The sequence below is a fragment of the Streptomyces crystallinus genome, from assembly GCF_039521265.1.
GTDB lineage: Bacteria > Actinomycetota > Actinomycetes > Streptomycetales > Streptomycetaceae > Streptomyces > Streptomyces crystallinus.
In genome coordinates this window covers 567,994-588,439 of the sequence record NZ_BAAACA010000006.1, presented here as the reverse complement: position 1 = coordinate 588,439, position 20,446 = coordinate 567,994, and the positions used below count along the sequence as shown (strand labels likewise).

Annotated in this window: 12 protein-coding genes; 9 read left to right on the top strand and 3 right to left on the bottom strand. The window is 74.7% G+C overall.

Annotated features, from left to right (window positions below; genetic code table 11):
• Positions 1-36 precede the first annotated feature (36 nt).
• From ABD236_RS06525 to ccrA, 4 genes are all read left to right on the top strand, one after another.
• Positions 37-8,784: an amino acid adenylation domain-containing protein gene (locus tag ABD236_RS06525; protein ID WP_344071092.1), complete on the top strand. Its 8,748-nt coding sequence runs from the start codon at positions 37-39 to the stop codon at positions 8,782-8,784.
• Positions 8,777-12,574: a type I polyketide synthase gene (locus tag ABD236_RS06520; protein ID WP_344071090.1), complete on the top strand. Its 3,798-nt coding sequence runs from the start codon at positions 8,777-8,779 to the stop codon at positions 12,572-12,574. The genes ABD236_RS06525 and ABD236_RS06520 overlap by 8 nt, the downstream gene beginning before the upstream one ends.
• A 53-nt stretch (positions 12,575-12,627) precedes the next feature.
• Entirely contained in the window at positions 12,628-12,828 is a 201-nt protein-coding gene (locus ABD236_RS06515) for an MbtH family protein (protein WP_344071088.1), read from the top strand.
• 71 nt (positions 12,829-12,899) lie between these two features.
• Positions 12,900-14,060, top strand: coding sequence for a crotonyl-CoA carboxylase/reductase (gene ccrA, locus ABD236_RS06510; RefSeq protein WP_344071246.1), 1,161 nt, complete (start codon positions 12,900-12,902; stop codon positions 14,058-14,060).
• A 16-nt stretch (positions 14,061-14,076) separates the two neighbouring features.
• Here ccrA and ABD236_RS06505 read toward each other — a convergent pair whose 3' ends face one another.
• Genes ABD236_RS06505 through ABD236_RS06495 form a run of 3 tightly spaced genes read right to left on the bottom strand, consistent with a single transcriptional unit; the run spans position 14,077 to position 16,506 of the window.
• Entirely contained in the window at positions 14,077-14,793 is a 717-nt protein-coding gene (locus ABD236_RS06505) for a 4'-phosphopantetheinyl transferase superfamily protein (protein ID WP_344071086.1), read from the bottom strand.
• Positions 14,786-16,255: a class I adenylate-forming enzyme family protein gene (locus ABD236_RS06500; RefSeq protein ID WP_344071084.1), complete on the bottom strand. Its 1,470-nt coding sequence runs from the start codon at positions 16,253-16,255 to the stop codon at positions 14,786-14,788. The genes ABD236_RS06505 and ABD236_RS06500 overlap by 8 nt, the downstream gene beginning before the upstream one ends.
• Positions 16,255-16,506, bottom strand: a complete 252-nt coding sequence (locus tag ABD236_RS06495; RefSeq protein WP_344071082.1) for an acyl carrier protein — start codon at positions 16,504-16,506, stop codon at positions 16,255-16,257. The genes ABD236_RS06500 and ABD236_RS06495 overlap by 1 nt, the downstream gene beginning before the upstream one ends.
• A gap of 99 nt (positions 16,507-16,605) precedes the next feature.
• Here ABD236_RS06495 and paaA point away from each other — a divergent pair, with 99 nt between their 5' ends.
• Genes paaA through ABD236_RS06470 form a run of 5 tightly spaced genes read left to right on the top strand, consistent with a single transcriptional unit; the run spans position 16,606 to position 20,363 of the window.
• Positions 16,606-17,694, top strand: coding sequence for a 1,2-phenylacetyl-CoA epoxidase subunit PaaA (paaA, locus tag ABD236_RS06490; protein ID WP_344071079.1), 1,089 nt, complete (start codon positions 16,606-16,608; stop codon positions 17,692-17,694).
• On the top strand, positions 17,691-17,993 hold the full coding sequence (paaB, locus tag ABD236_RS06485; protein ID WP_067162897.1) for a 1,2-phenylacetyl-CoA epoxidase subunit PaaB: 303 nt from the start codon (positions 17,691-17,693) through the stop codon (positions 17,991-17,993). The genes paaA and paaB overlap by 4 nt, the downstream gene beginning before the upstream one ends.
• Positions 17,983-18,756 (top strand): 1,2-phenylacetyl-CoA epoxidase subunit PaaC, encoded by a 774-nt coding sequence (gene paaC, locus ABD236_RS06480; protein WP_344071076.1) that lies wholly within the window; start codon positions 17,983-17,985, stop codon positions 18,754-18,756. The genes paaB and paaC overlap by 11 nt, the downstream gene beginning before the upstream one ends.
• Positions 18,753-19,247 carry a 1,2-phenylacetyl-CoA epoxidase subunit PaaD gene (paaD, locus tag ABD236_RS06475; protein WP_344071074.1) on the top strand — a complete coding sequence of 165 codons (495 nt, stop codon included), beginning with the start codon at positions 18,753-18,755 and terminating at the stop codon, positions 19,245-19,247. Before paaC ends, paaD begins: the two co-directional genes overlap by 4 nt.
• Before the next feature lie 9 nt (positions 19,248-19,256).
• Positions 19,257-20,363 (top strand): 2Fe-2S iron-sulfur cluster-binding protein, encoded by a 1,107-nt coding sequence (locus ABD236_RS06470; RefSeq protein WP_344071072.1) that lies wholly within the window; start codon positions 19,257-19,259, stop codon positions 20,361-20,363.
• Positions 20,364-20,446: the final 83 nt, after the last annotated feature.

Genomic DNA, 20,446 nt, shown 5'->3' with positions numbered 1-20,446 from the left:
CGGGAATTTCACAGACGTCTAATGAGGGTTGGTGCCATGTCTGTCCAGGAGGACACCAGTAGCCCGCTGACCGGAGCCCAGCAGGGACTCTGGTTCGCCCAGCGGCTCGACCCCGCGAACGCCGCCTACAACACCGCCGAGTACGTGGAGATCCACGGCCCCGTGGACACCGCGCTCTTCGAGTCCGCGCTGCGCCGCACGGTCGGCGAGGCGGGCACCTTCGCCCTGCGGTTCACCGACACCGCCGACGGCCCCCGCTGCGCTCCGGGCGCGGACCAGGAGTGGCCGCTGCGACGGGTGGACGTCAGCGGCGAGGCGGACCCGCGCGCGGCGGCCGAGGCATGGATACGCGCCGACATGGCGACCGCGGCCGACCTCGGCGACGGCCCGCTGTTCACCCACGCCCTGTTCACCGTGGCCCCCGACCGCTTCTTCTGGTTCCTGCGGGCCCACCACATCCTGCTGGACGGCTACAGCTACAAGCTGGTCGCCCGGCGCCTTTCCGAGGTCTACGGGGCGCTCGCGGACGGCCGCGAGGTGCCCGAGAGCCCCTTCGCCCCGGTCGGCAGGCTGCTCGACGAGGAGAGGGCCTACCGCGCCTCGGACCGCTTCGCCCGCGACCGCGCCCACTGGACCGGCAGGTTCGCCGACTTCACCGGCGCCACCGGACTCACCGAGGCCGTCGCGGCGCCCTCACCGTCCTTCCTGCGCCGTACGACCCTGCTCTCCGCCGCCGACACCGAGCGGCTCGCCACCGCGGCGGCGCGGCTGGGCGGGGCCCGCAACGACCTGCTGGTGGCGGCCGTCGCCGCCTATCTGCACCGCGTCACCGCCCAGCAGGACGTCGTGCTCGGCCTGCCCACCATGAGCCGGCTCGGCTCCACCGCGCTGCGCACCCCCGGCACGGCGTCCAACATCCTGCCGCTGCGGCTCGCCGTCACCCCGGCCACCACGGCCGGGGAGCTGGTGGCGGCCGTCGCAGCGGAGTTACGCGATGTCCGCAAGCACCAGCAGTACCGGGCCGAGGACCTGCGCCGCGACCTCAAACTCATCGGCGGCGCCCGGCGGTTGTACGGGCCCGTGGTCAACCTCGTCCCGTTCGACGAGGAGCCGCCCTTCGGCGGCCACCGCACCACCTCGCACCACCTCTCCGGCGGCGCCGTGGAGGACCTCCAGATCAACGTCCGGCCCGGCGCCGGCGGCGAGGGGCTGTGGATCGCCTTCGACGCCAACCCCGCCCTGTACACCGAGGCCGAACTGGAGGACCACCAGCGGCGGTTGCTGAGCCTGCTCGACCAGCTCGCCGAGGCGGACGCCGCCCTGCCGCTCGCCCGCACGAACCTGCTGCTCCCCGGCGAGAGCCCGGCGCACACCGCCGCCGAGCCCGTGCGCACCGCGCCCGACGCCGTGCTCGCCACCCGCTTCGAGGACCGGGCCGCCCGCACCCCGCACGCCGTGGCCGTCACCTGCGAGGGCGCCTCGCTGACGTACACCGAGCTCAACGCCCGCGCCAACCGGATCGCCCGGCTGCTCGTCGAGCGCGGCGCCGGGCCGGGTGAGGTGGTGGCGCTGGCGCTGCCCCGCTCGCTGGAGCTGGTGGTCGCGCTGCTCGCGGTGGTCAAGTCCGGCGCCGCGTATCTGCCGCTGGACCCCGGCTACCCCGCCGAGCGCATCCGCGCGGTGGCCGAGGACGCCGCACCCGCGCTGCTGGTCACCGACGCGACCACCGCGCCCGCGCTGCCGCGGACCGGCGCCGCCGCCCTCGTCCTCGGGGACCCGGACCTCGAAGGCGACCTGGCCGCGCGCCCGGACACCGACCTCACCGACGCCGAGCGCCGGGCGCCGCTCACCCCCGGCGACCCCGCGTACATCATCCACACCTCGGGCTCCACCGGACGCCCCAAGGGCGTGGTGATCCCGCACTCCAACGTGGTGCGGCTCTTCGAGACGTCCGCCGCCCACTTCGACTTCGGCGCCGACGACGTCTGGACGCTCTTCCACTCGTACGCCTTCGACTTCTCCGTCTGGGAGATCTGGGGGCCGCTGCTGCACGGCGGCCGGCTCGTCGTCGTCCCGTACGCCACCGGCCGCTCCCCGCGCGACTTCCTGCGGCTGCTGCGCCGCGAGGGCGTCACCGTCCTCAACCAGACGCCCTCCGCCTTCCAGCAGCTCGTCCAGGCCGACCAGGAGGCCGGCGCCGAGGACGGCCCCCTGGCCCTGCGCCATGTGGTGTTCGGCGGCGAGGCGCTGGAGCCCGCGCACCTGCGGCCCTGGCTGGAGCGGCACGGCGACCGGGCGCCCGCCCTCGTCAACATGTACGGCATCACCGAGACCACCGTCCACGTCACCCACCAGCGCGTCACCCGCGAGCTGATCGAGGACCCGCGCGCCCGCAGCGTCATCGGCGTCCCGCTTCCCGACCTGCGCGTATACGTCCTCGACCACTGCCTCCAGCCGGTGGTGCCGGGCCGGGTGGGCGAGATGTACGTGGCCGGTCCCGGTCTCGCGCTCGGCTATCTCGGCCGCCCGGAGCTGACCGCCGAACGGTTCGTCGCCGACCCCTTCGGCGCGCCGGGCGAGCGGATGTACCGCACCGGCGACCTGGCCCGGCGGGCGCCCGACGGCACTCTGGACTACCTGGGCCGCTCCGACCACCAGGTGAAGATCCGCGGCTTCCGCATCGAGCCCGGCGAGATCGAGGCCGCGCTCGTCGGCCACCCGGACGTGGCGCGGGCCGCCGTGGTGGCCCGGGAGACCGAGGGGGCCGCCGACCGGATCCTCGTGGCGTACGTGGTGCCCGCCCCGGGCTCGCGCCCCGAACCGGCGGGACTGCGCGCCCATCTGGCCCAGTCGCTGCCCGAGCACATGGTGCCCAGCGCGTGCGTGGTCCTGGACGCGCTGCCGCTGACCGCCAACGGCAAGCTCGACGCCAAGGCGCTGCCCGCCCCCGACTTCGCCGCCGCGGCCGGCGGCACGGCCCCGGCGACCACCGACCAGAAACTCGTGTGCGGCCTCTACGAGGAGCTGCTGCGGCTGCCGCGGGGCACGGTCGGCGCCGACGACAACTTCTTCGACCTGGGCGGCCATTCGCTGCTCGCCACCCGGCTGATGACCCGGCTGCGCACGGCCACCGGCGCCGAGGTGTCCATGGCCGACTTCTTCGCCCTGCCCACCCCGGCGGCGCTCGCCGACCGGGTCACGGCCGGTGGCGGACGGCCGGCCCGCCCGGCGCTGACGCGTGCCGAACGGCCGGACCCGGTGCCGCTCTCGGCCACCCAGCAGAGCATGTGGTTCCTCAACCAGCTGGACGGGGCGGCCGCCACGTACAACATCCCGCTGGTGGTCCCGCTGGAGCGGGAGGTCGACGTGGACGCGCTGCGCGCGGCCCTCGCCGATGTGGCCGACCGGCACGAGAGCCTACGTACCCTGCTCCCGGAGACCGGTGGCGTCCCCCGCCAGGAGATAGCCGCGCCCGGCTCCCTGCGCCCGGTGCTGCACGTCGTCGACTGCCCCGCGCAGGAGGTCGGGGCGTATGTCGCGCTGGCTCGCGGGCGCCGCTTCGACCTCACCCGGGACCAGCCGCTGTGGGCCGGTCTGTACGGGACGGGGGCGGCGCGCACGCTGGTGATCGTCCTGCACCACAGTGCGGCCGACGGCTGGTCGCTGCGCCCGCTGGCCGAGGACCTCTCCACCGCGTACGCTGCCCGCGCCGAGGGCCGCGACCCCGGCTGGGACGCCCTGCCGGTCCAGTACGCCGACTACACCCTCTGGCAGCGCGAGCTGCTCGAAGGCAGCGGCACCCGGCCCGGCCTGAGTGGGCGTCAGCTAGCCTTCTGGAAGGAGGCGCTCGACGGCCTCCCGGTGGAGATCGCGCTGCCCGCCGACCGGCCGCGCCCCACGGCCCCCGGCCGCCGGGGCGGCCATCTGGCCCTCGATGTCGCCCCCGAGCTCCACCGCGCCCTGCTGCGCCTCGCCGACGAGAGCGGCGCCAGCCTGTTCATGGTGCTCCAGAGCGCCCTGGCCGCCCTGCTCACCCGCTGGGGCGCGGGCACGGACATCCCCGTCGGCACCCCGGTGGCGGGCCGCGCCGACGAGGCGCTGGACGATCTGATCGGCCTGATGGCCAACTCCCTGGTCCTGCGCACCGACACCTCGGGCGACCCCGAGTTCCGCGAACTGCTGGAGCGCGTCAAGGACTTCGACCTGGCCGCCTACGACCACCAGGACCTGCCGTTCGACCGGCTGGTGGAGGAGCTCAACCCGCCGCGCACCCCGGCCCGCCACCCGCTCTTCCAGGTCATGCTGGCCCTCCAGAACAACTCCGAGGCCGTGCTGCGGCTCGGCGCCGACGAGGTGCCGCTGCGGCCCAGCGCCACCGGGACCGCCAAGTTCGACCTGTTCGTGGACGTGGTGGAGCGGCGCGGCCAGGACGGCTCCGGGGACGGGCTCGTCTGCCATGTCGAGTACGCCGCCGACCTGTTCGACCACGCGACCGTGGAAAGCGCGGCGCGGGCGCTGCACGCCGTGCTGGCGGCCGTGGCCGACGACCCGGGCGTGCGTCTGGGCGCCCTGCCCGCGCCGGAGCCCGTGGTACGGGCCGAGGTGGCGGACACCGCGTTCGACCCGGCGGAGCTGGAGAGCGAGCTCCTCGCCCGGGGCGATCTGCGCGACGCCGTGGCCGTGCCGGGCGCGGACGGGCGGCCCACCGTGTTCGCCGTGCCCACCCGGGCCGCGGCGGCCGAACAGGCGGCCCGGGCGCTGCGGCGCCCCGGCGCCGAGGTGCCCCGGATCACCGCCGTCAGCGACCTGCCCAGGAACCCCGACGGCACCCTGGACACCGAGGCGCTCGGCCGGCTGCCCGTCATCGACACCGACGCCGCCGAGCGGTGGGAGCGCGCTCTGACCGGGCTGCCGGGCGTCCGCTCGGCGACGGTGACCCTGGAGGAGGCCACCGAGTCGACAGGTCGGCTCTACATCGGCTCCTCGGGCGCGCGGACGCAGGCCGCCGAGCACACCTCCGGCGCCACCGCCGCCACCGCCGTGCCCGCGCTCAGCGAGGGCCCCGAGCTGCCCGAGCCCACGGTGGGCAGTTGGGCCGAGGCGCTGCGGCGGGCGGCCGGGGGCGGCCCGCACGCCGAGGTCGTCCACGTCCGGGCCGACGGCACCGAGACCCGGCGCGACTACGCCTCGCTGGTCGAGGAGGCCTCCCGCGTCCTGGGCGGTCTGCGGGAGCTCGGGCTGCGCCCGGGTGACCAGGTGATCCTCCAGTGCGAGGACACCGAGGACTTCCTCGCCACGCTGTGGGGCTGCCTCCTTGGCGGCTTCGTCACCGTGCCGCTGACCGTGCCCGTCTCGTACGCGACGGCGTCGGCGCCCGTGGCGAAGCTGGAGGGCGTGTGGGAGATGCTGCACCGCCCCTGGATGATCACTTCGGCGTCCGGCGAGGCGGGGCTGCGCGACCTGGCGCGGCGACGGGAGTGGCAGGGCCTGCGGCTGACCACCACGGACGCGCTGCGGGCGGGCCCGCTCGACGAGGACTGGCACACCGCGCGGCCCGACGACGTGGCACTGATGCTGCTCACCTCGGGAAGCACCGGGCTGCCCAAGGCCGTGCGGCTCACCCACCGCAACGTGCTGACCCGGGCCGCGGCCACCGCCGCCCTCAACTCCCTGACCGAGCACGACGTCTCGGTCAACTGGATCCCGCTGGACCACGTCACCGGTGTGGTCATGTTCCATCTGCGGGACGTCTATCTGGGCTGCCGGCAGGTGCACGCGCCGACCTCCTGGATCCTGGAGGACCCGCTGCGCTGGATGGAGCTGGCGCACCGGCACCGCGCCAGCGTCACCTGGGCGCCCAACTTCGCCTTCGGCCTGGTCAGCGAGCAGGCGCACCGGATGGCCGGGCGGCCCTGGGACCTCTCGCCGATGCGGCTGGTGATGAACGCGGGCGAGGTCGTCGTCGCGGCGACCGCCCGGCGCTGGCTGGAGGTGATGAAGCCGTTCGGGCTGCCGCAGGACGTCATGCACCCGTGCTGGGGCATGTCGGAGACCTCGTCCGTGGTCACCGACACGGTCCTCGCGGCCGAGCCGCAGCCCGGCGAGGAGACGTTCGTCAGCTGCGGGCTGCCCTACCCGGGCTTCGCCATGCGGATCGTGGACGACCAGGACCGTGTCGTCGCCGAGGGCACCGCGGGGCGGCTCCAGGTGCGCGGCACCACGGTGACCCACGGCTACCACGACAACGAGAAGGCGAACGCCGAGTCGTTCACCCCCGAGGGCTGGTTCGAGACCGGCGACCTGGCCTTCCTGCGCGCCGGTGAGCTCTACATCACCGGCCGTGCCAAGGACGTCATCATCGTCAACGGCGTCAACCACTACAGCCACGAGATCGAGTCCTGCGTCGAGGAACTCCCCTTCGTGGTAAGGAGCTTCACGGCGGCCTGCGCGGTGCGCACCGACCCGACGGCCGGCACCGACGAGCTCGCGCTCTTCTTCCACCTGGAGGAGGGCACGGACGTCACCCAGGCACTGCGCGCCATCCGCGGCAAGGTGACCCGGGAGATCGGCATCAGCCCGGCGCATCTGATGCCGGTCGCGGCGGCCGTGATCCCCAAGACGGAGATCGGCAAGATCCAGCGCACCCAGCTGCGCAAGCGGTTCGAGGCGGGCGAGTTCGACGAGGTGGCACAGGCCTCGGAGATCCTGCTCGGCAGCACCGCGACCGTGCCCGACTGGTTCCTGCGCCCGGTGTGGCAGCGCGCCGAGCGCGTCCACGCCCCGGCCGGGCCCGACGGGCACACCCTGGTGCTGGCCGGGCGCCACACCCCGGGCGCCGAGGTGGCCGCCGCCGTCGCGGAGCTGCTGCGCGCACAAGGGGCCCGGTGCACGGTGGTGACGGCCGGTCCGGAGTTCGGCCGCGACAACGCGGCGACCTACCGCGTACGGATCGACGCCACCGAGGACTACGGGCGTCTGCTCGACTCCCTCGCGGTGGACGACCGGCCCGTCGACACCGTCCTGCACCTGGGCGCGCTCGGCGCGGGAAGCGGTGAACCGGAGAGCGCGGGCGAGCTGCTGGAGGCGCAACGCGACGGCGCCGACGCCCTGCTCTGCCTCGCCCAGGCCCTGACGGCCCAGCACACCCCGGGCCACCGGGTCGCCCTGCACTTCGCGGCCGTCCGGAGCCAGGCGGTGGGCGCGGACGAGCGGCCCTCGTACGCGCACGGCGCTGTCGGCGGTCTCCTCAAGAGCCTGCGCGAGGAACTGCCCTGGCTGAGCACCGTCCAGGTGGACCTGGCGGCCGGGGGCGGCCCGCGCGAGCGCGCCGAGCTGCTGCTCGCGGAGGCCGCCGCGCCGGTGACCGACGCCGAGGTGGCCTTCCGCGACGGACAGCGCTGGATCCGCCGCCTCGCGCCGCTGCCCGCTCCCCTGCCCCGTCGTCCCGCACCCGCCGCCGAGGGGTTCCAGCTCGTCAGCGGCGGACTCGGCGGCGTCGCGGGCCGGCTCGCCGAACACCTGCTCAGGACGCCGGGCACCCGGCTGCTCCTGGTCGGGCGCACCCAGCTGCCCGACGAGGACAGCTGGGACAAGCACCTCGCCGAGGGCGGCCCGCTCGCCCGCCGCGTCGAGACCCTCAAGAGCCTGCGCGAGCTGGGCGAGGTGCGCTACGCGAGCGCCGACACCACCGACCTCGACGCGCTGCGCGCCGCGGTCGAGGAGGCGGGCGCGGCCTGGTCCGCCCCGCTGGCCGGGGTGGTGCACCTCGCGGGCCGCTTCGAGCAGCGCTCGGTGGCCGATCTGACCCTGGACGAGTGGCGTGCGGCGCTCGCCGCGAAGGTCACCGGCGGCTGGACGCTGCACCGGCTCGCCCAGGAGCACGGGGCCCGCTCGTTCGTCTCGTTCTCCTCGGTGAACGGCTACTTCGGCGGCTCCATGAGCAGCTCCTACGCCGCCGCCAACGCGTTCCTCGACGCCCTCGCCGCCCACCAGCGCGGCGCCGGTCTGGACGCGCAGAGCCTGGCCTGGAGCATGTGGGACGAGCTCGGCATGAGTGAGGGCTACGGCCTCAAGTCGCTGACCGAGGCACGCGGTTACCGCGTCCTGGACGCCTCCGCCGCGCTGCGCTCCTTCGACCTGGCCCGCACCCTGGACGAGCCGCACCTGTTGATCGGCACCGACCGGGCCATGCCCTGGGTGCGCGGCCACGTCCGGTCGGCGCCGCGCCCGCTGCACCGCCTCGCGGGCCGGGTGGCCCTGGAGGAGGACGCCGACCTCGGGGCCCTGTACACGGCCGCCGCGCGGACCGCCGCCGTGGCCGACGGCGACTGGGTGCTGCGCGCGGCCGGTTCCTCGACCGCCGAGGCGGCGGGTGAGGCCGACGACTCCGCCGAGGGGCTGCGCCGGCTGGAGAAGATCCTCAGCGCCGTCTGGTGCCGCGTCCTGGAACGCGACCGGGTCGGCGTCGAGGAGAACTTCTTCGACCTCGGCGGCCACTCCCTCCTGCTGGTCCGCGCCCAGGGCGCGGTCAACGAGGAACTGGGCTGCGACCTGAGCGTGGTGGACCTGTTCAGCCACCCCAGCGTCCGGGCACTGGCCCGCCACCTCACCGACATCGGCGTCGGCGGCGCCGCTCCCACCGAGGCGCCGCCGCAGAGCGCCCCGCCGTCCGGACTCGACCGCGTACGGCAGCGGGCCGAGCGCCAGCGCGCCGCGCGGGCCTCCCGCCGTCCCGCCCCGAACACCGAGCACACCGAGCACGAAGGACCTCGCAACGATGGATGAGACGCAGGAGTACGGGCCCGACACGGCGATCGCGGTCGTCGCCATGGCGGCGCGGCTGCCCGGCGCCGACACCGTCGAGGAGTTCTGGGAGAACCTGGCGGCCGGGCGGGAGTCGATCCGGCCCATCACCGACGAGGAGTACCTGGCGGCGGGCGGCGACCCCGAGGGACTCACCGACCCCGATCTGGTGCGGATGGCGTCGGTGGTCGAGGGCATCGACCGGTTCGACTCGGCGTTCTTCGGCTACAGCCCCGCCGAGGCCGAGGTGGTCGACCCCCAGCAGCGTCTGCTCCTGGAGTGCGCCTACCACGCCCTGGAGGAGGCCGGATACGCCGATGGGCACGGCGACCTCCAGGTCGGGGTGTACGCGGGTGCGGGCGACAGCCGCTACTACCCCGGGCACGTGCACCCCCGCTTCGCCGGGCAGAGCGCCTCGGTCGCCCTGGTGCACGCGGCCACCAGCAACTCACTGGGCACCCTGGCCACCCGTATCTCGTACGAGCTGGGGCTGACCGGGCCCAGCATCTCCCTCCAGACGGCGTGCTCCACCGCGCTCGTCGCGATCCACACCGCCTGCCAGGACCTGCTCGACTTCCGCTGCGACGTGGCGCTGGCCGGGGCCGCCTCGCTCAACCCGTCGGCGCTGCTCGGCTACCGGCACGTGCCCGACGGGCCGTTCTCGCCGGACGGCCGCTGCCGGGCGTTCGCCGCCGACGCGGCGGGCACCTCCTCGGGCGACGGCGTCGGCGTGGTCGTCCTCAAGCGGCTGGAGGACGCCCTGGCCGACGGCGACCGGATCCGCGCGGTGATCCGGGGCTCGGCCATCAACAACGACGGCCGCCGCAAGGTCGGTTTCACCGCCCCCAGCACCGAGGGCCAGACGGAGGCGGTGCTCGCCGCCCAGGTCGCCGCGGGCGTCGACGCGGACTCGATCGGCTATGTGGAGGCCCACGGCACCGCCACGCGGATCGGCGACCCCATCGAAGTGGCCGCCCTGACCCGGGCGTTCCGGGAGAGCAGCGACCGTGAGCGGTTCTGCGCCCTGGGGTCGGTCAAGAGCAACATCGGGCATCTGGGCGCGGCCGCCGGGATCGCCGGGTTCATCAAGATCGTGCTGGCTCTGGAGCACCGGCAGATACCGCCGACCCTCCACTTCGAGCAGCCCAACCCGCTGATCGACTTCGCGACGAGCCCGTTTCGGGTGCCGACCGCGCTGGAGGAGTGGGAGTCGGGGGCCGGGCCGCGCCGGGCGGCCGTCAGCGCCTTCGGAGTCGGCGGCACCAACGCCCATGTGATCGTGGAAGAGGCCCCGCCCGCCGCGCCCGCACCCGCGCCGCGCCCCGAGGAGGGCGAGCGGTGGCACGTGCTGCCGCTCTCCGCCCGCACCCCCGGCGCGCTGCGCGGCCAGGCCGCCAACCTCGGGCGCCATCTCACCGCGCACCCGGACCTCGACCTCGCGGACGTCGCCCACACCCTGCGCACCGACCGCCCCGCCATGCCCCACCGGGCGGCGGTGGCCGCGCGCAGCGCCGAGCAGGCGGCCCGGATCCTGCTGCACCCGCTCCAGGCACCCGCCGAGGTGCGCGGCGAGGACGCCCCGCCGGTCGCGTTCCTGCTGCCCGGCGGCGGCACCCAGTACATCGGCATGGGCGCCGAGCTCTACCGCGAACTGCCGGTCTACCGGGACGCCGTCGACCGCTGCGCGGCGATCCTGCGGCCCGTGACCGGCGGCGATCTGCGCACGGCGCTGTACGAGCGGACCGAACCCGGCAGTGTGGACGCCTTCCTGGCCCTGGTGGTCACCGAATACGCCCTGGCCACCGCGCTGATGGAGCACGGCGTACGGCCCGCCGCGCTCATCGGGCACTCGCTGGGCGAGTACACCGCGGCCACGCTCGCCGGGGTGATGTCGCCCGAGGAGATGCTGCCGCTGGTCGCGGAGCGGATCCGGCTGATCGCCTCGGCCGGGGGCGCCACCGTCGGGGTCGCGCTCGGCGAGGAGCCCCTGCGCGCCTACCTCACCGACGACCTGTCGCTGGCGGCCGTCAACGGGCCCTACGCCTGCACGGTCGCGGGGCACGAGAAGGCCGTGGCGGCCCTGGAGGCACGGCTGCTCGCGGACGACGTCGCCTTCCGCCGGCTGCGGCTGCCGGCGGCGGCGCACTCCCACGTCCTGGACCCGATCCTGCCCGCCTTCGCGGACGTCCTGCGGACCGTGACGCTGCGGGCGCCGAAGATTCCGTACGTCACCAACGTCACGGGCACTTGGGTCACCGACGAGCAGGCCACCAGCGTCGAGCACTGGATCGGCCACACCCGCCGCACGGTCCGCTTCGCCGACGGCATCGCCTCCCTCTGGGAGCGCGGCAACCCGGTGTTCGTGGAGATCGGGCCGGGCGACAGCCTCGCCAAGCTGGCCGCCGCCCGGCTCGGGGACGCGCTGCCGGCCGCCGTCCCCACGATGCGCCACGCCAAGGCCGCGACCCCCGACGGGCAGGTCTTCGCGGAGGCGCTGGGGCGGCTGTGGAGCGCGGGCGTGCCCGCCGACATCACCGGCCCCGCCGAGGAGCGCGCGCCCCGCCGGGTGCCGCTTCCGGGATACGCCTTCGACCGCCGACGCCACTGGATCGACGCCCCGGGCGCCAAGGCGCCGGCCGGCGCGGACGACGACACGGACGGGCAGAGCGGCTCCGGACGAGCGCCGCGGCCGTATCTGACCACCGAGTACACCGCCCCGCGCACCCCGCAGGAGCGCGCCGTGACGGAGCACTGGGAGGAGGCCCTGGGCATCGAGGGCATCGGCGTCCACGACAACTACTTCGACCTGGGCGGCGACTCGATGCGCGCCGTGCTGCTGGCGGGCCGGATGCGCGGCGCGGGCGTCCTGGACGTCCCGGCCGCCGCGTTCCTGTCGGCGCCCACCGTCGCCGGGCTCGTCGCGCTCTCCGGGCGCGGCGGCGCGGCCGGGCGGGACGCGTTCGCCCCACTGCTGCCGCTGCGCGCCGACGGCGACCAGCGCCCGCTGTTCTGTGTCCACCCGGGCGCGGGCATCGCCTGGCGCTACACCGGCCTGCTGCCCCACCTCGGCGCCCGCCAGCCGGTCTACGGCATTCAGGCGCACGGCCTGGACGGCACCCGGGAACCGGCCGCCGACGCCAAGGACATGGTCGACTCCTACCTCGCCCATGTACGCGAGGTGCAGCCGCAGGGTCCGTACCGGCTGCTGGGCTGGTCGTACGGCGGGTTCGTCGCCCACGCGATGGCCACCGCCTTGCAACGGCAGGGCGAGGAGGTCGAGTTGCTGGCGATGCTGGACGCCCCGCTGACCGAGGACCAGAGCGCCGACCCGGCCGCGACCGAGCGCCAGGTGGCCTCGCTGCTGGTGCGTGTCGCGGGCCTGGAGATGCCCGCGGGCGGGGCGGACGTCGACGAGGTGGTCCGGCTGATCGCCGAGGACGGCGCGGAGCGCGGGCCCTCGCCGGTGACCCGCGAGGAGGCGCTGGCCATCGCCCGGGTGATGCGCAACAACCTCGCCCTCGCGGGTGGGTTCGCCCCCGAGGTCTTCCGCGGCGATGTCCTCTTCTTCAGCGCCACCGAGGACGCGGGCGCCCCCGCCGACCCGGCCGACCTGTCGCTGACGACCGGGAAGGCCGACAGCTGGCGCCCGTACGTCGGGGGCGTGCTCACCGACCACACCGTGCCCTGCGGCCACTACGAGATGACCGAGCCGGAGCCGATGGCCCGGATCGGCGGGGCGCTGGCCGCCGCCCTGCGGCCCGCCGCCGGATGACCACCCGCACCCCGCGCCGCACCCGCGGCGGCGCGGCGACGAAGGGATCCACCGTGTCCAGTCCGTTCGAGGCCCGCGGCGAGGACGAGCCGTCGCACCTGGTGCTCGTCAACGCGGCGGGAGAGCACTCCCTGTGGCCCGCGTTCGCCGCCGTACCGGCCGGCTGGGAGGCCACCGGCCCCGCCGCCTCCCACGGCGCCTGTCTCGCCCGCCTGGCGCGGGCTTCCCGCACCCCGTCCTCCGCTACCCCTTGAGGAGCCACCTCGTGACCCAGGACCTGTACGAACTCGGTGACGCGCCGCCGCTGGGCGAGGCGCCCAAGCGCATGTACGCCTCCCTCATCCGGCCCGAGCGCTACGGGCAGCCCATCGACGCCTTCCGCACCGAGGTCGTGGACGTGCCGCCGGTCGGCCCCGGCCAGGTCCTGATCAAGGTCATGGCGGCGGGCGTCAACTACAACAACGTCTGGGCCTCGCTCGGCGACCCCGTCGACGTGATAGCCGCCCGGCGCAGGCGCGGCGCCGTGGAGGACTTCCACATCGGCGGCTCCGACGCCTCCGGCATCGTCTGGGCGGTCGGCGAGGGCGTGCGCCTCAAGCCGGGCGACGAGATCGTGCTGCTCGCCAGCATCTGGGACGAGAGCGCCGAGGACATCCGGCTCGGCGCCGACCCCTGCACCTCGTCCTCGCAGAGCGTGTGGGGGTACGAGGAGAACTACGGGTCGTTCGCGCAGTTCGCCGTGGTCGACGAGTACCAGTGCCACCCCAAGCCCAAGCGGCTCTCCTGGGCGGAGGCGGCCTGCTACATGGCGACCGCCGCCACCGCCTACCGCCAGCTCTTCGGCTGGGAGCCGCACACCGTGCGCCCCGGCGACGCGGTGCTGATCTGGGGCGGCGCGGGCGGCCTCGGCTGTATGGCGATCCAGTTGGTCAAGCAGCGCGGCGGCATCCCCATCGCGGTGGTCTCCAGCGACGAGCGCGGCGAGTACTGCGTGAAGCTGGGGGCCAAGGGCTATATCAACCGGCGCGACTTCGACCACTGGGGCCGGCTGCCCGACACCTCCGACGACGAGGCCATGGGCCGGTGGCTCCAGGGCGCCCGCGCCTTCGGCCGCCGTTTCTGGGAGGTCCTCGGCGAGCGCCGGGCGCCCAGGATCGTCCTGGAGCACTCCGGCGCCGACACCATCCCGACCTCCATGTATCTGTGCGACAACGCGGGCATGGTCGTCATCTGCGGCGGCACCACCGGCTACAACGGCGATGTGGACCTGCGCTTCTTGTGGATGCGCCAGAAGCGGCTCCAGGGCTCGCACGTCTCCAACGCCCGTGAGGCGCGCGAGGTGACCACGCTCATCGACCACGGTCTGCTCGACCCGTGCCTCTCGCTCACCCTCGGCTTCGAGGAGATCGGCAAGGCCCACCAGCTGATCCACGACAACGAGCACCCCGCCGGCAACATGGCCGTCCTGGTCAACGCGAAGGCGTAGAAGCGCAGTCGGGCCGTCACCCGTCGTGGGCGACGGCCCAGCTGAAGACCCCGGGGCCGGCCGGGCGCACCTGGACGTCCAGGACGGGTCCGGTCCCCCCTCGCGGCCGGGCCCGGAAGCCGCCGGACACCGGTCGCAGACCGATGGCCAGCAGGGTCGCGGGCGCCCGCGAGGCGGGGAGCAGGGTGGCGAAGGCCTTGAAGGCGGCCTCCTTGGCCGAGAACGCGGCGAGCAGGTGACGCGCGGCCTGTGGACCGGCCGGCCAGGTCCGCTCGTCGGGGCCCAGCACGATGTGCGCGGTGTTCAGCGGCAGTTCGCGCAGTTCCAGGTCGCACCCCACGGCGTGGCAGCGCGTGGCGGGCGCGGCCAGGGCGACGGCGAGGCCGCCGGAGTGGCTGATCGAGCCGACGTGGCCGACGGGGAACCTGGGGCGTCTGCCGTCCCGGAGGATCTCCGTGGCGGGGCTGTCCGGTACGGCCAGCGCCCGGCGGGCCGCGAGGCGCCCGGCGAGGAAGTCACGGCGGCGCACGGGCCCCATCGCGGCGGCCAGTTCCCGCTCCCCGGGGCCCGCCGGAAGCGCCGCGGGGTCGTGCGCGTACGCCAGCCCGAGGCCCAGCCCCTGGGCGCGCAGGACAGGTTCCAGCAGACGCAGTGACCGCGCGGCCGACGCCCGGCCGGAGTCGTCCTCGGGCCGGGCGTCGGAGTGTGTCCGCGCCTGTGGCGCGTCAGGCACGCAGCAGCTTCTTGATGATCTTCCCGGCGGGGTTGCGGGGCACCTGGTCGATGAACTCGATGCGCCGGGGGCGCTTGTACGAGGCGAGGCGCCGCGCGAGATGCGCCTGCAACTCGACCGTAGTGGTGCCCTCCTCGACGACCACGTACGCCAGCGGGACCTCCCCGAAGTCCTCGTCCGGCACCCCGACGACCGCCGCGTCGCGCACCGCCGGGTGGGACTGGAGGGCGCGCTCGATCTCCGAGGGGTAGACGTTCTGGCCGGCCCGGATGATCAGGTCCTTGCTGCGGTCGATCAGCCGGATCAGCCCGTCCCGGTCGATGAACCCGAGGTCTCCGGTGCGGATCCAGCCGTCGACGGTGATCTCGGCGGTGGCGGCCTCGTCGTTCCAGTAGCCGCGCATCAGACCCGGCCCGCGCACACAGATCTCCCCGATGGCGCCGGGCTCCACCTCCTCGCCCCGCTCGTCCAGGGCGCGCGCGGACATCCCCGGGACGACCCGCCCGGCGGGAATCACCTCCGGCACCTCGCCGGGCGCCGGGTGCTCCTCGGGGCCGAGGGTCACGAACGGGCCGCCGACCTCGGTCATCCCGTACACCTGCCGGAATCCGCAGCCGAGCCGTTCGACGGCCTCCGCGTAGATGTCCGGCGGCATGGGCGCGGCCCCGTACAGGATCTCGCGCAGGGTGGACAGGTCCGCGGTGTCGGCGGACTTGGCGCGCAGCAGGAAGCGCAGCATCTGCGGGACGAGCCAGACGTGGGTGGCGCGGTGGGTCTCGACGGCGGCCAGCGCGGCCTGCGGCGTGAAGCCGGGCATCAGGACCACGGTCGCACCCGCCGCCATATAGGTCAGCGAGACGACCATGCTGCCGTGGTACAGCGGGCAGCAGTTGACCAGCACCATGTCGTCGGCGGGCCGGGACACGGCGAGCCAGCCCAGCGCGATGGCCCGGAAGGAGGCGTGGTCGACGGTGACGCCCTTGGCCTGCCCGGTGGTCGCGGAGGTGTGCAGGATCGCCGCGGGGGCGTCGTCCGGGATGTCCTCCAGGGCCGGGCCGCCGTCGGCGCCGAGCGCGGCGAACGCCTCGTCGTCCAGGGGGATCCGGGTGGCCACCGGCAGGTCGGGGTGGCGGGCCAGCAGCGTACTCTCGCCGATCACCGCGACGGCGCCGGTCCGTTCGACGATCCCGGTCACCTCGGCCTGGGTCAGGCTGTGGTTGAGCGGCACGAACAGCGCCCCGAGGCGGGCGAGCGCGAAGTAGGACTCCAGGACCTCGATACGGTCCAGGGAGAGCACGGCGACGCGGTCACCGCGCCGGATGCCGAGCCCGGCGAGCCCGTGGGCGAGGCTGACGCCCCGGTCGTGGAACTGGGCCCAGGTGACGGAGCGGTGCTCGTCCACCAGGGCCGTCCGGTCCGGGAAGCACTGGCGGTTGCGCTCCGCCAACTGGGTCAGCCACATCAGGCGGCGCCCGGCTGCGGGGTGGCGGCGTCGCGGGCCGCGACGAACCGCTCGTAGTCGGCGATGGTGGTCAGGCCCTCCATGTCCTCGGCCGTCACCTCGACGCCGGTGCGCTGCTCGATGAGCAGGATGAGGCGGACCAGGTCGCCGGAGTCGATCCCGCTGGCGCTGAGGTCCTCGTCGTCCCCGATGGCCTCGGCGAACTCCGGTGTGCCGGTCAGCTCGACCAGCATCGTCCTGATGGTGCTCATGGGCGTACCCCTCTCGTTGCACTGACTACCGAAGAGAGAGGCGTCCTTCGCCGCGCACACTCCCCCGCCCCCGCGTGACCTTCGTCACGGGCCAACGGCATGTGCACGGGGATTGAACGCCCCAGGTCAGACCTCTTCATCTGTGAAGGCACCGCCACGGCGGCGGTCCTGGACGAAGGGGTGGTCGACGGCGTGGAGCAGCTCAACGCGCACTTCGAGGCGCTGCTCGCGGCCGGGGAGCAGATCGAGCCCCGGGACTGGATGCCCGACGGCTACCGGCGGATGCTGATCCGGCAGATCTCCCAGCACGCGCACTCCGAGATCATCGGGATGCAGCCCGAGGGCGGCTGGCTCACCCGGGCGCCCTCGCTGCACCGCAAGGCGAGTCTGCTGGCGAAGGTGCAGGACGAGGCGGGCCACGGGCTCTACCTCTACTCGGCGGCCGAGACCCTCGGGGTCTCGCGCGCCGAGCTCCTCGACGCCCTGCACAGCGGCCATCAGCGCTATGCGGCCACCTTCAACCACCCCGCGCTGACCTGGGCCGACACCGGCGCCATCGCCTGGCTCACGGACGGCGCGGCGGTCGTCAACCAGGCGCCGCTGTGCCACACCTCGTACGGCCCGTACGCGCGGGCGATGCGCCGGGTGTGCCAGGAGGAGGCGTTCCACGTCCGCCAGGGCTACGACGTGCTGTGGTCGCTGTGCCAGGGCACGCCCGAGCAGAAGCGGATGGCGCAGGACGCCGTCGACCGCTGGTGGCTGCCGGCCGTGGCGCTGATGTTCGGCCCGCCGGACACCGTGGCGGGCGGCGCGGACGCCCGCACCGCCGCCATGGGCGCCGCCGTCTCCCAGCGCTCGATGGCCTGGGGCATCAAGCGGCACACCAACGACGAGCTGCGCCAGCGGTTCGTCGACAACGTCGTGCCGCAGGCGGAGCGGATGGGGGTGACCCTGCCCGACCCGGCGATCCGCTGGAACGAGGAGCGGGGCCACTACGACTTCAGCCCGATCGACTGGCAGCTGTTCCGCGGCGCGCTCGGCGACGGTTCGCACGTCAGCCGGCAGCGGCTCGCCCACCGGGTGGCCGCGCACGAGGACGGCGCCTGGGTGCGCGAGGCGGTCGACGCGTATGCGGCGGGGCTCGCCGACGGGGCGGAACAGGACGACGAGGAAAGGCGCGTGTCATGAGCGAGCGGTCCGCACGGGTGCTGACGCCGTGGGAGGTGTTCATCCGGCCGCGCCGGGGCCTGGCCCACCAGCACGTGGGCTCGGTGCACGGCGCCGACGCCGACATGGCCCTGGCCAACGCCCGGGATCTGTACACCCGTCGGGGCGAGACGGTCTCGGTGTGGGTGGTGCGCTCGGACGCGGTGCACGCCGCCTCGCCGAGCGAGAAGGACCCGTTCTTCAGCAACGCCGCCCACAAGCCGTACCGCTACCCCGAGCACTACATCCCGCTGAACGAGGAAAGCGGCCATGACGGTTGAGCACACGGCTGTGGACGAGGACCTCGCCGCGTACGTCCTGCGGCTCGGCGACGACGCGCTGGTGCTCTGCCAGCGGCTGTGCGCGCTGGTCACCCGGGCGCCCACCATCGAGGAGGACCTGGCGCTCGCCAACATCGCGCTCGACCTGCTCGGACACGCCCGCACCCTGCTCGCGTACAGCGGCCGCCTCGACGGCACCGGCCGCACCGAGGACGAGCTGGCCTACCACCGCACCGAGCGGCAGTTCCACAGCGCGCTCCTGGTGGAGCTGGTGCCCGGCGACTTCGCCGTGACCATCGCCCGCCAGCTGGTGTACGCGCACTACAGCAGGCTGCTGTGGAGCGCGCTGGAGAAGAGCTCGGACGACACCCTCGCGGCCTTCGGCGCACGGGCCTCCCGCGAGGTCGAGTACCACCAGATGCACGCCGACCAGTGGACCGTGCGGCTGGGCCGGGGCACCGCCGAGAGCCGCCGCCGGATGCAGGCCGGGCTGGACCTGGTGTGGCCGTACGCGGCCGAACTCTTCGCGGCGGACGCCCTGGTGGACCGGCTGGACGCGCGGGGGAGCGCCGTCGCCCCGGCGCGGCTGCGCGAGGAGTGGGAGCGGGAGGTGGCCGCCGTCCTGGACGAGGCGCGCCTCACACCGCCGAAGCCCTCGTGGCAGGCGACGGGCGGCCGGGAGGGGCTGCACACCGAGGCGTTCGCGCCGCTGCTCGCCGAGTTCCGCTCGGTGCGCCTGCAGTACCCCGGAGGCACCTGGTGAGCGCCCGCCGGCTCGACGCCGCGCAGGTGCGGGCCCGGGTGAACACCGTGCCCGACCCCGAACTCCCGATGATCTCGCTGGCCGACCTGGGCGTCATCCGCGCGGTGGAGGCCGCGCACGACGGCACCCTGGAGGTCGTCATCACCCCGACCTTCCTGGGCTGCCCGGCGATGCCCGCGATCGAGGCCGGGATCCGGGCCGTGCTCACCGAGAGCGGCCACCCCGACGGCCGGGTACGGCAGGTGCTCTCGCCCGCCTGGACCACCGACTGGATCACCGAGGAGGGCCGCCGCAAGCTCGCCGAGCACGGCATCGTGCCGCCGGGCCCCGCCCGCGCGCCGCTGTCCGTCCGGGTCGGGCTCGGGGTGCCCTGCCCGCACTGCGGCTCGGTGGCGACCCGGCCGCAGAGCCCGTTCGGGGCGACCCGCTGCCAAGCCGTCCTGGTGTGCACCTCGTGCCAGGAGACCTTCGCGCATCTGAAGGCGATGTGACGCCCCATCATGACGACAGCGACGACTAGCGGCACGACAGCGCCCGTACGCCGGGCCACCGGCTGGTACCGGCTGCCGGTCACCTCGGTGGAGCCGGTCGGCGACGAGTCGGTGGCGATCGGCCTCGCCGTGCCCGGCCCGCTCGCGGACACCTTCGCTCACCGGGCCGGCCAGCACGTGGTGGTACGCCACCGGCCCGAGGGGCGGGAGCTGCGCCGCAGCTACTCGGTGTGCCTGCCGCCGCGCGGCCCGGCCGGGCTGCGGATCGTGGTCAAGCGGCTGGGAGCGGACGGCTTCGCGGAGTACGCCACCACGGAGCTCGCCGTGGGCGACACCCTCGAGATCGGCCCGCCCACCGGCGACTTCCGGCTCGCGGAGGTGCCCGGCGCGCACCACGTCCTGGTGGCGGGCGGCAGCGGCATCACGCCTCTGCTCAGCATGGCGGCCGCCGCGCTGCGGAACGACCCGCTGTGCCGGGTCTCGCTCGTCCACGCCAACCGCAGCGCGCAGACCGTGCTGCTGGCGGACGAGCTGACCGACCTCAAGGACGCCCACGTCGGCCGGTTCTTCGCCCTGCACGTGCTCTCCCGCGAGCAGCGCGAGAGCGAGCTGCTGTCGGGGCGGATCGACGCGGACCGGCTGCCCAAGCTGCTCGCGCTGCTCGGCGCCGAGCCCGACGAGCGCACCCACTTCTACCTGTGCGGGCCGTGGGGCCTGGTGGAGACCGTCCGCGAGGCGCTCGGCCGGTGGGGCGCGGACGAGGCCCGGGTGCGCTTCGAGCTCTTCTCCACCGGCGGCGGTCTGCCGCCCGCTCCCCCGCCCGAGCCGCTGGGCCGCACCGGTCTCATCTCCGCCCGGCTGGACGGCCGCACCACCGAGACGGTGATGCGGCCCGAGGACCGCGTGGTGCTCGACGCCGTGCTGCGCGCCCGGCCCGAGACCCCGTACTCCTGCCGCGACGGCCTGTGCGGCAGCTGTCGCGCCAAGGTGGTCCGGGGCAGCGCGGTGATGGACCGTCAGTACGCCCTGGGGCCAGCCGAGTTGACGGCGGGTTACACGCTGCCCTGCCGGGCCCGGCCGGAGTCGGACGAGATCGCGCTCGACTTCGACGCCTGAGCGCCCCCGCCGCCCCGCCCGGACCTCCGCGCGCGGCGCATGGATTGCCCTTCCCCGACCGTCGCGACGACCGCGCGGTCCCC

What these genes read in the sequence shown, in the direction of transcription:
- ABD236_RS06525 (WP_344071092.1), top strand. Translation starts at nt 37, where the DNA reads ATGTCTGTCCAGGAGGACACCAGTAGCCCGCTGACCGGAGCCCAGCAG.
- ABD236_RS06520 (WP_344071090.1), top strand. Translation starts at nt 8,777, where the DNA reads ATGGATGAGACGCAGGAGTACGGGCCCGACACGGCGATCGCGGTCGTC.
- ccrA (WP_344071246.1), top strand. Translation starts at nt 12,900, where the DNA reads ATGTACGCCTCCCTCATCCGGCCCGAGCGCTACGGGCAGCCCATCGAC.
- ABD236_RS06500 (WP_344071084.1), bottom strand. Translation starts at nt 16,255, where the DNA reads ATGTGGCTGACCCAGTTGGCGGAGCGCAACCGCCAGTGCTTCCCGGAC.
- ABD236_RS06495 (WP_344071082.1), bottom strand. Translation starts at nt 16,506, where the DNA reads ATGAGCACCATCAGGACGATGCTGGTCGAGCTGACCGGCACACCGGAG.
- paaA (WP_344071079.1), top strand. Translation starts at nt 16,606, where the DNA reads ATGTGCACGGGGATTGAACGCCCCAGGTCAGACCTCTTCATCTGTGAA.
- paaB (WP_067162897.1), top strand. Translation starts at nt 17,691, where the DNA reads ATGAGCGAGCGGTCCGCACGGGTGCTGACGCCGTGGGAGGTGTTCATC.
- paaC (WP_344071076.1), top strand. Translation starts at nt 17,983, where the DNA reads ATGACGGTTGAGCACACGGCTGTGGACGAGGACCTCGCCGCGTACGTC.
- ABD236_RS06470 (WP_344071072.1), top strand. Translation starts at nt 19,257, where the DNA reads ATGACGACAGCGACGACTAGCGGCACGACAGCGCCCGTACGCCGGGCC.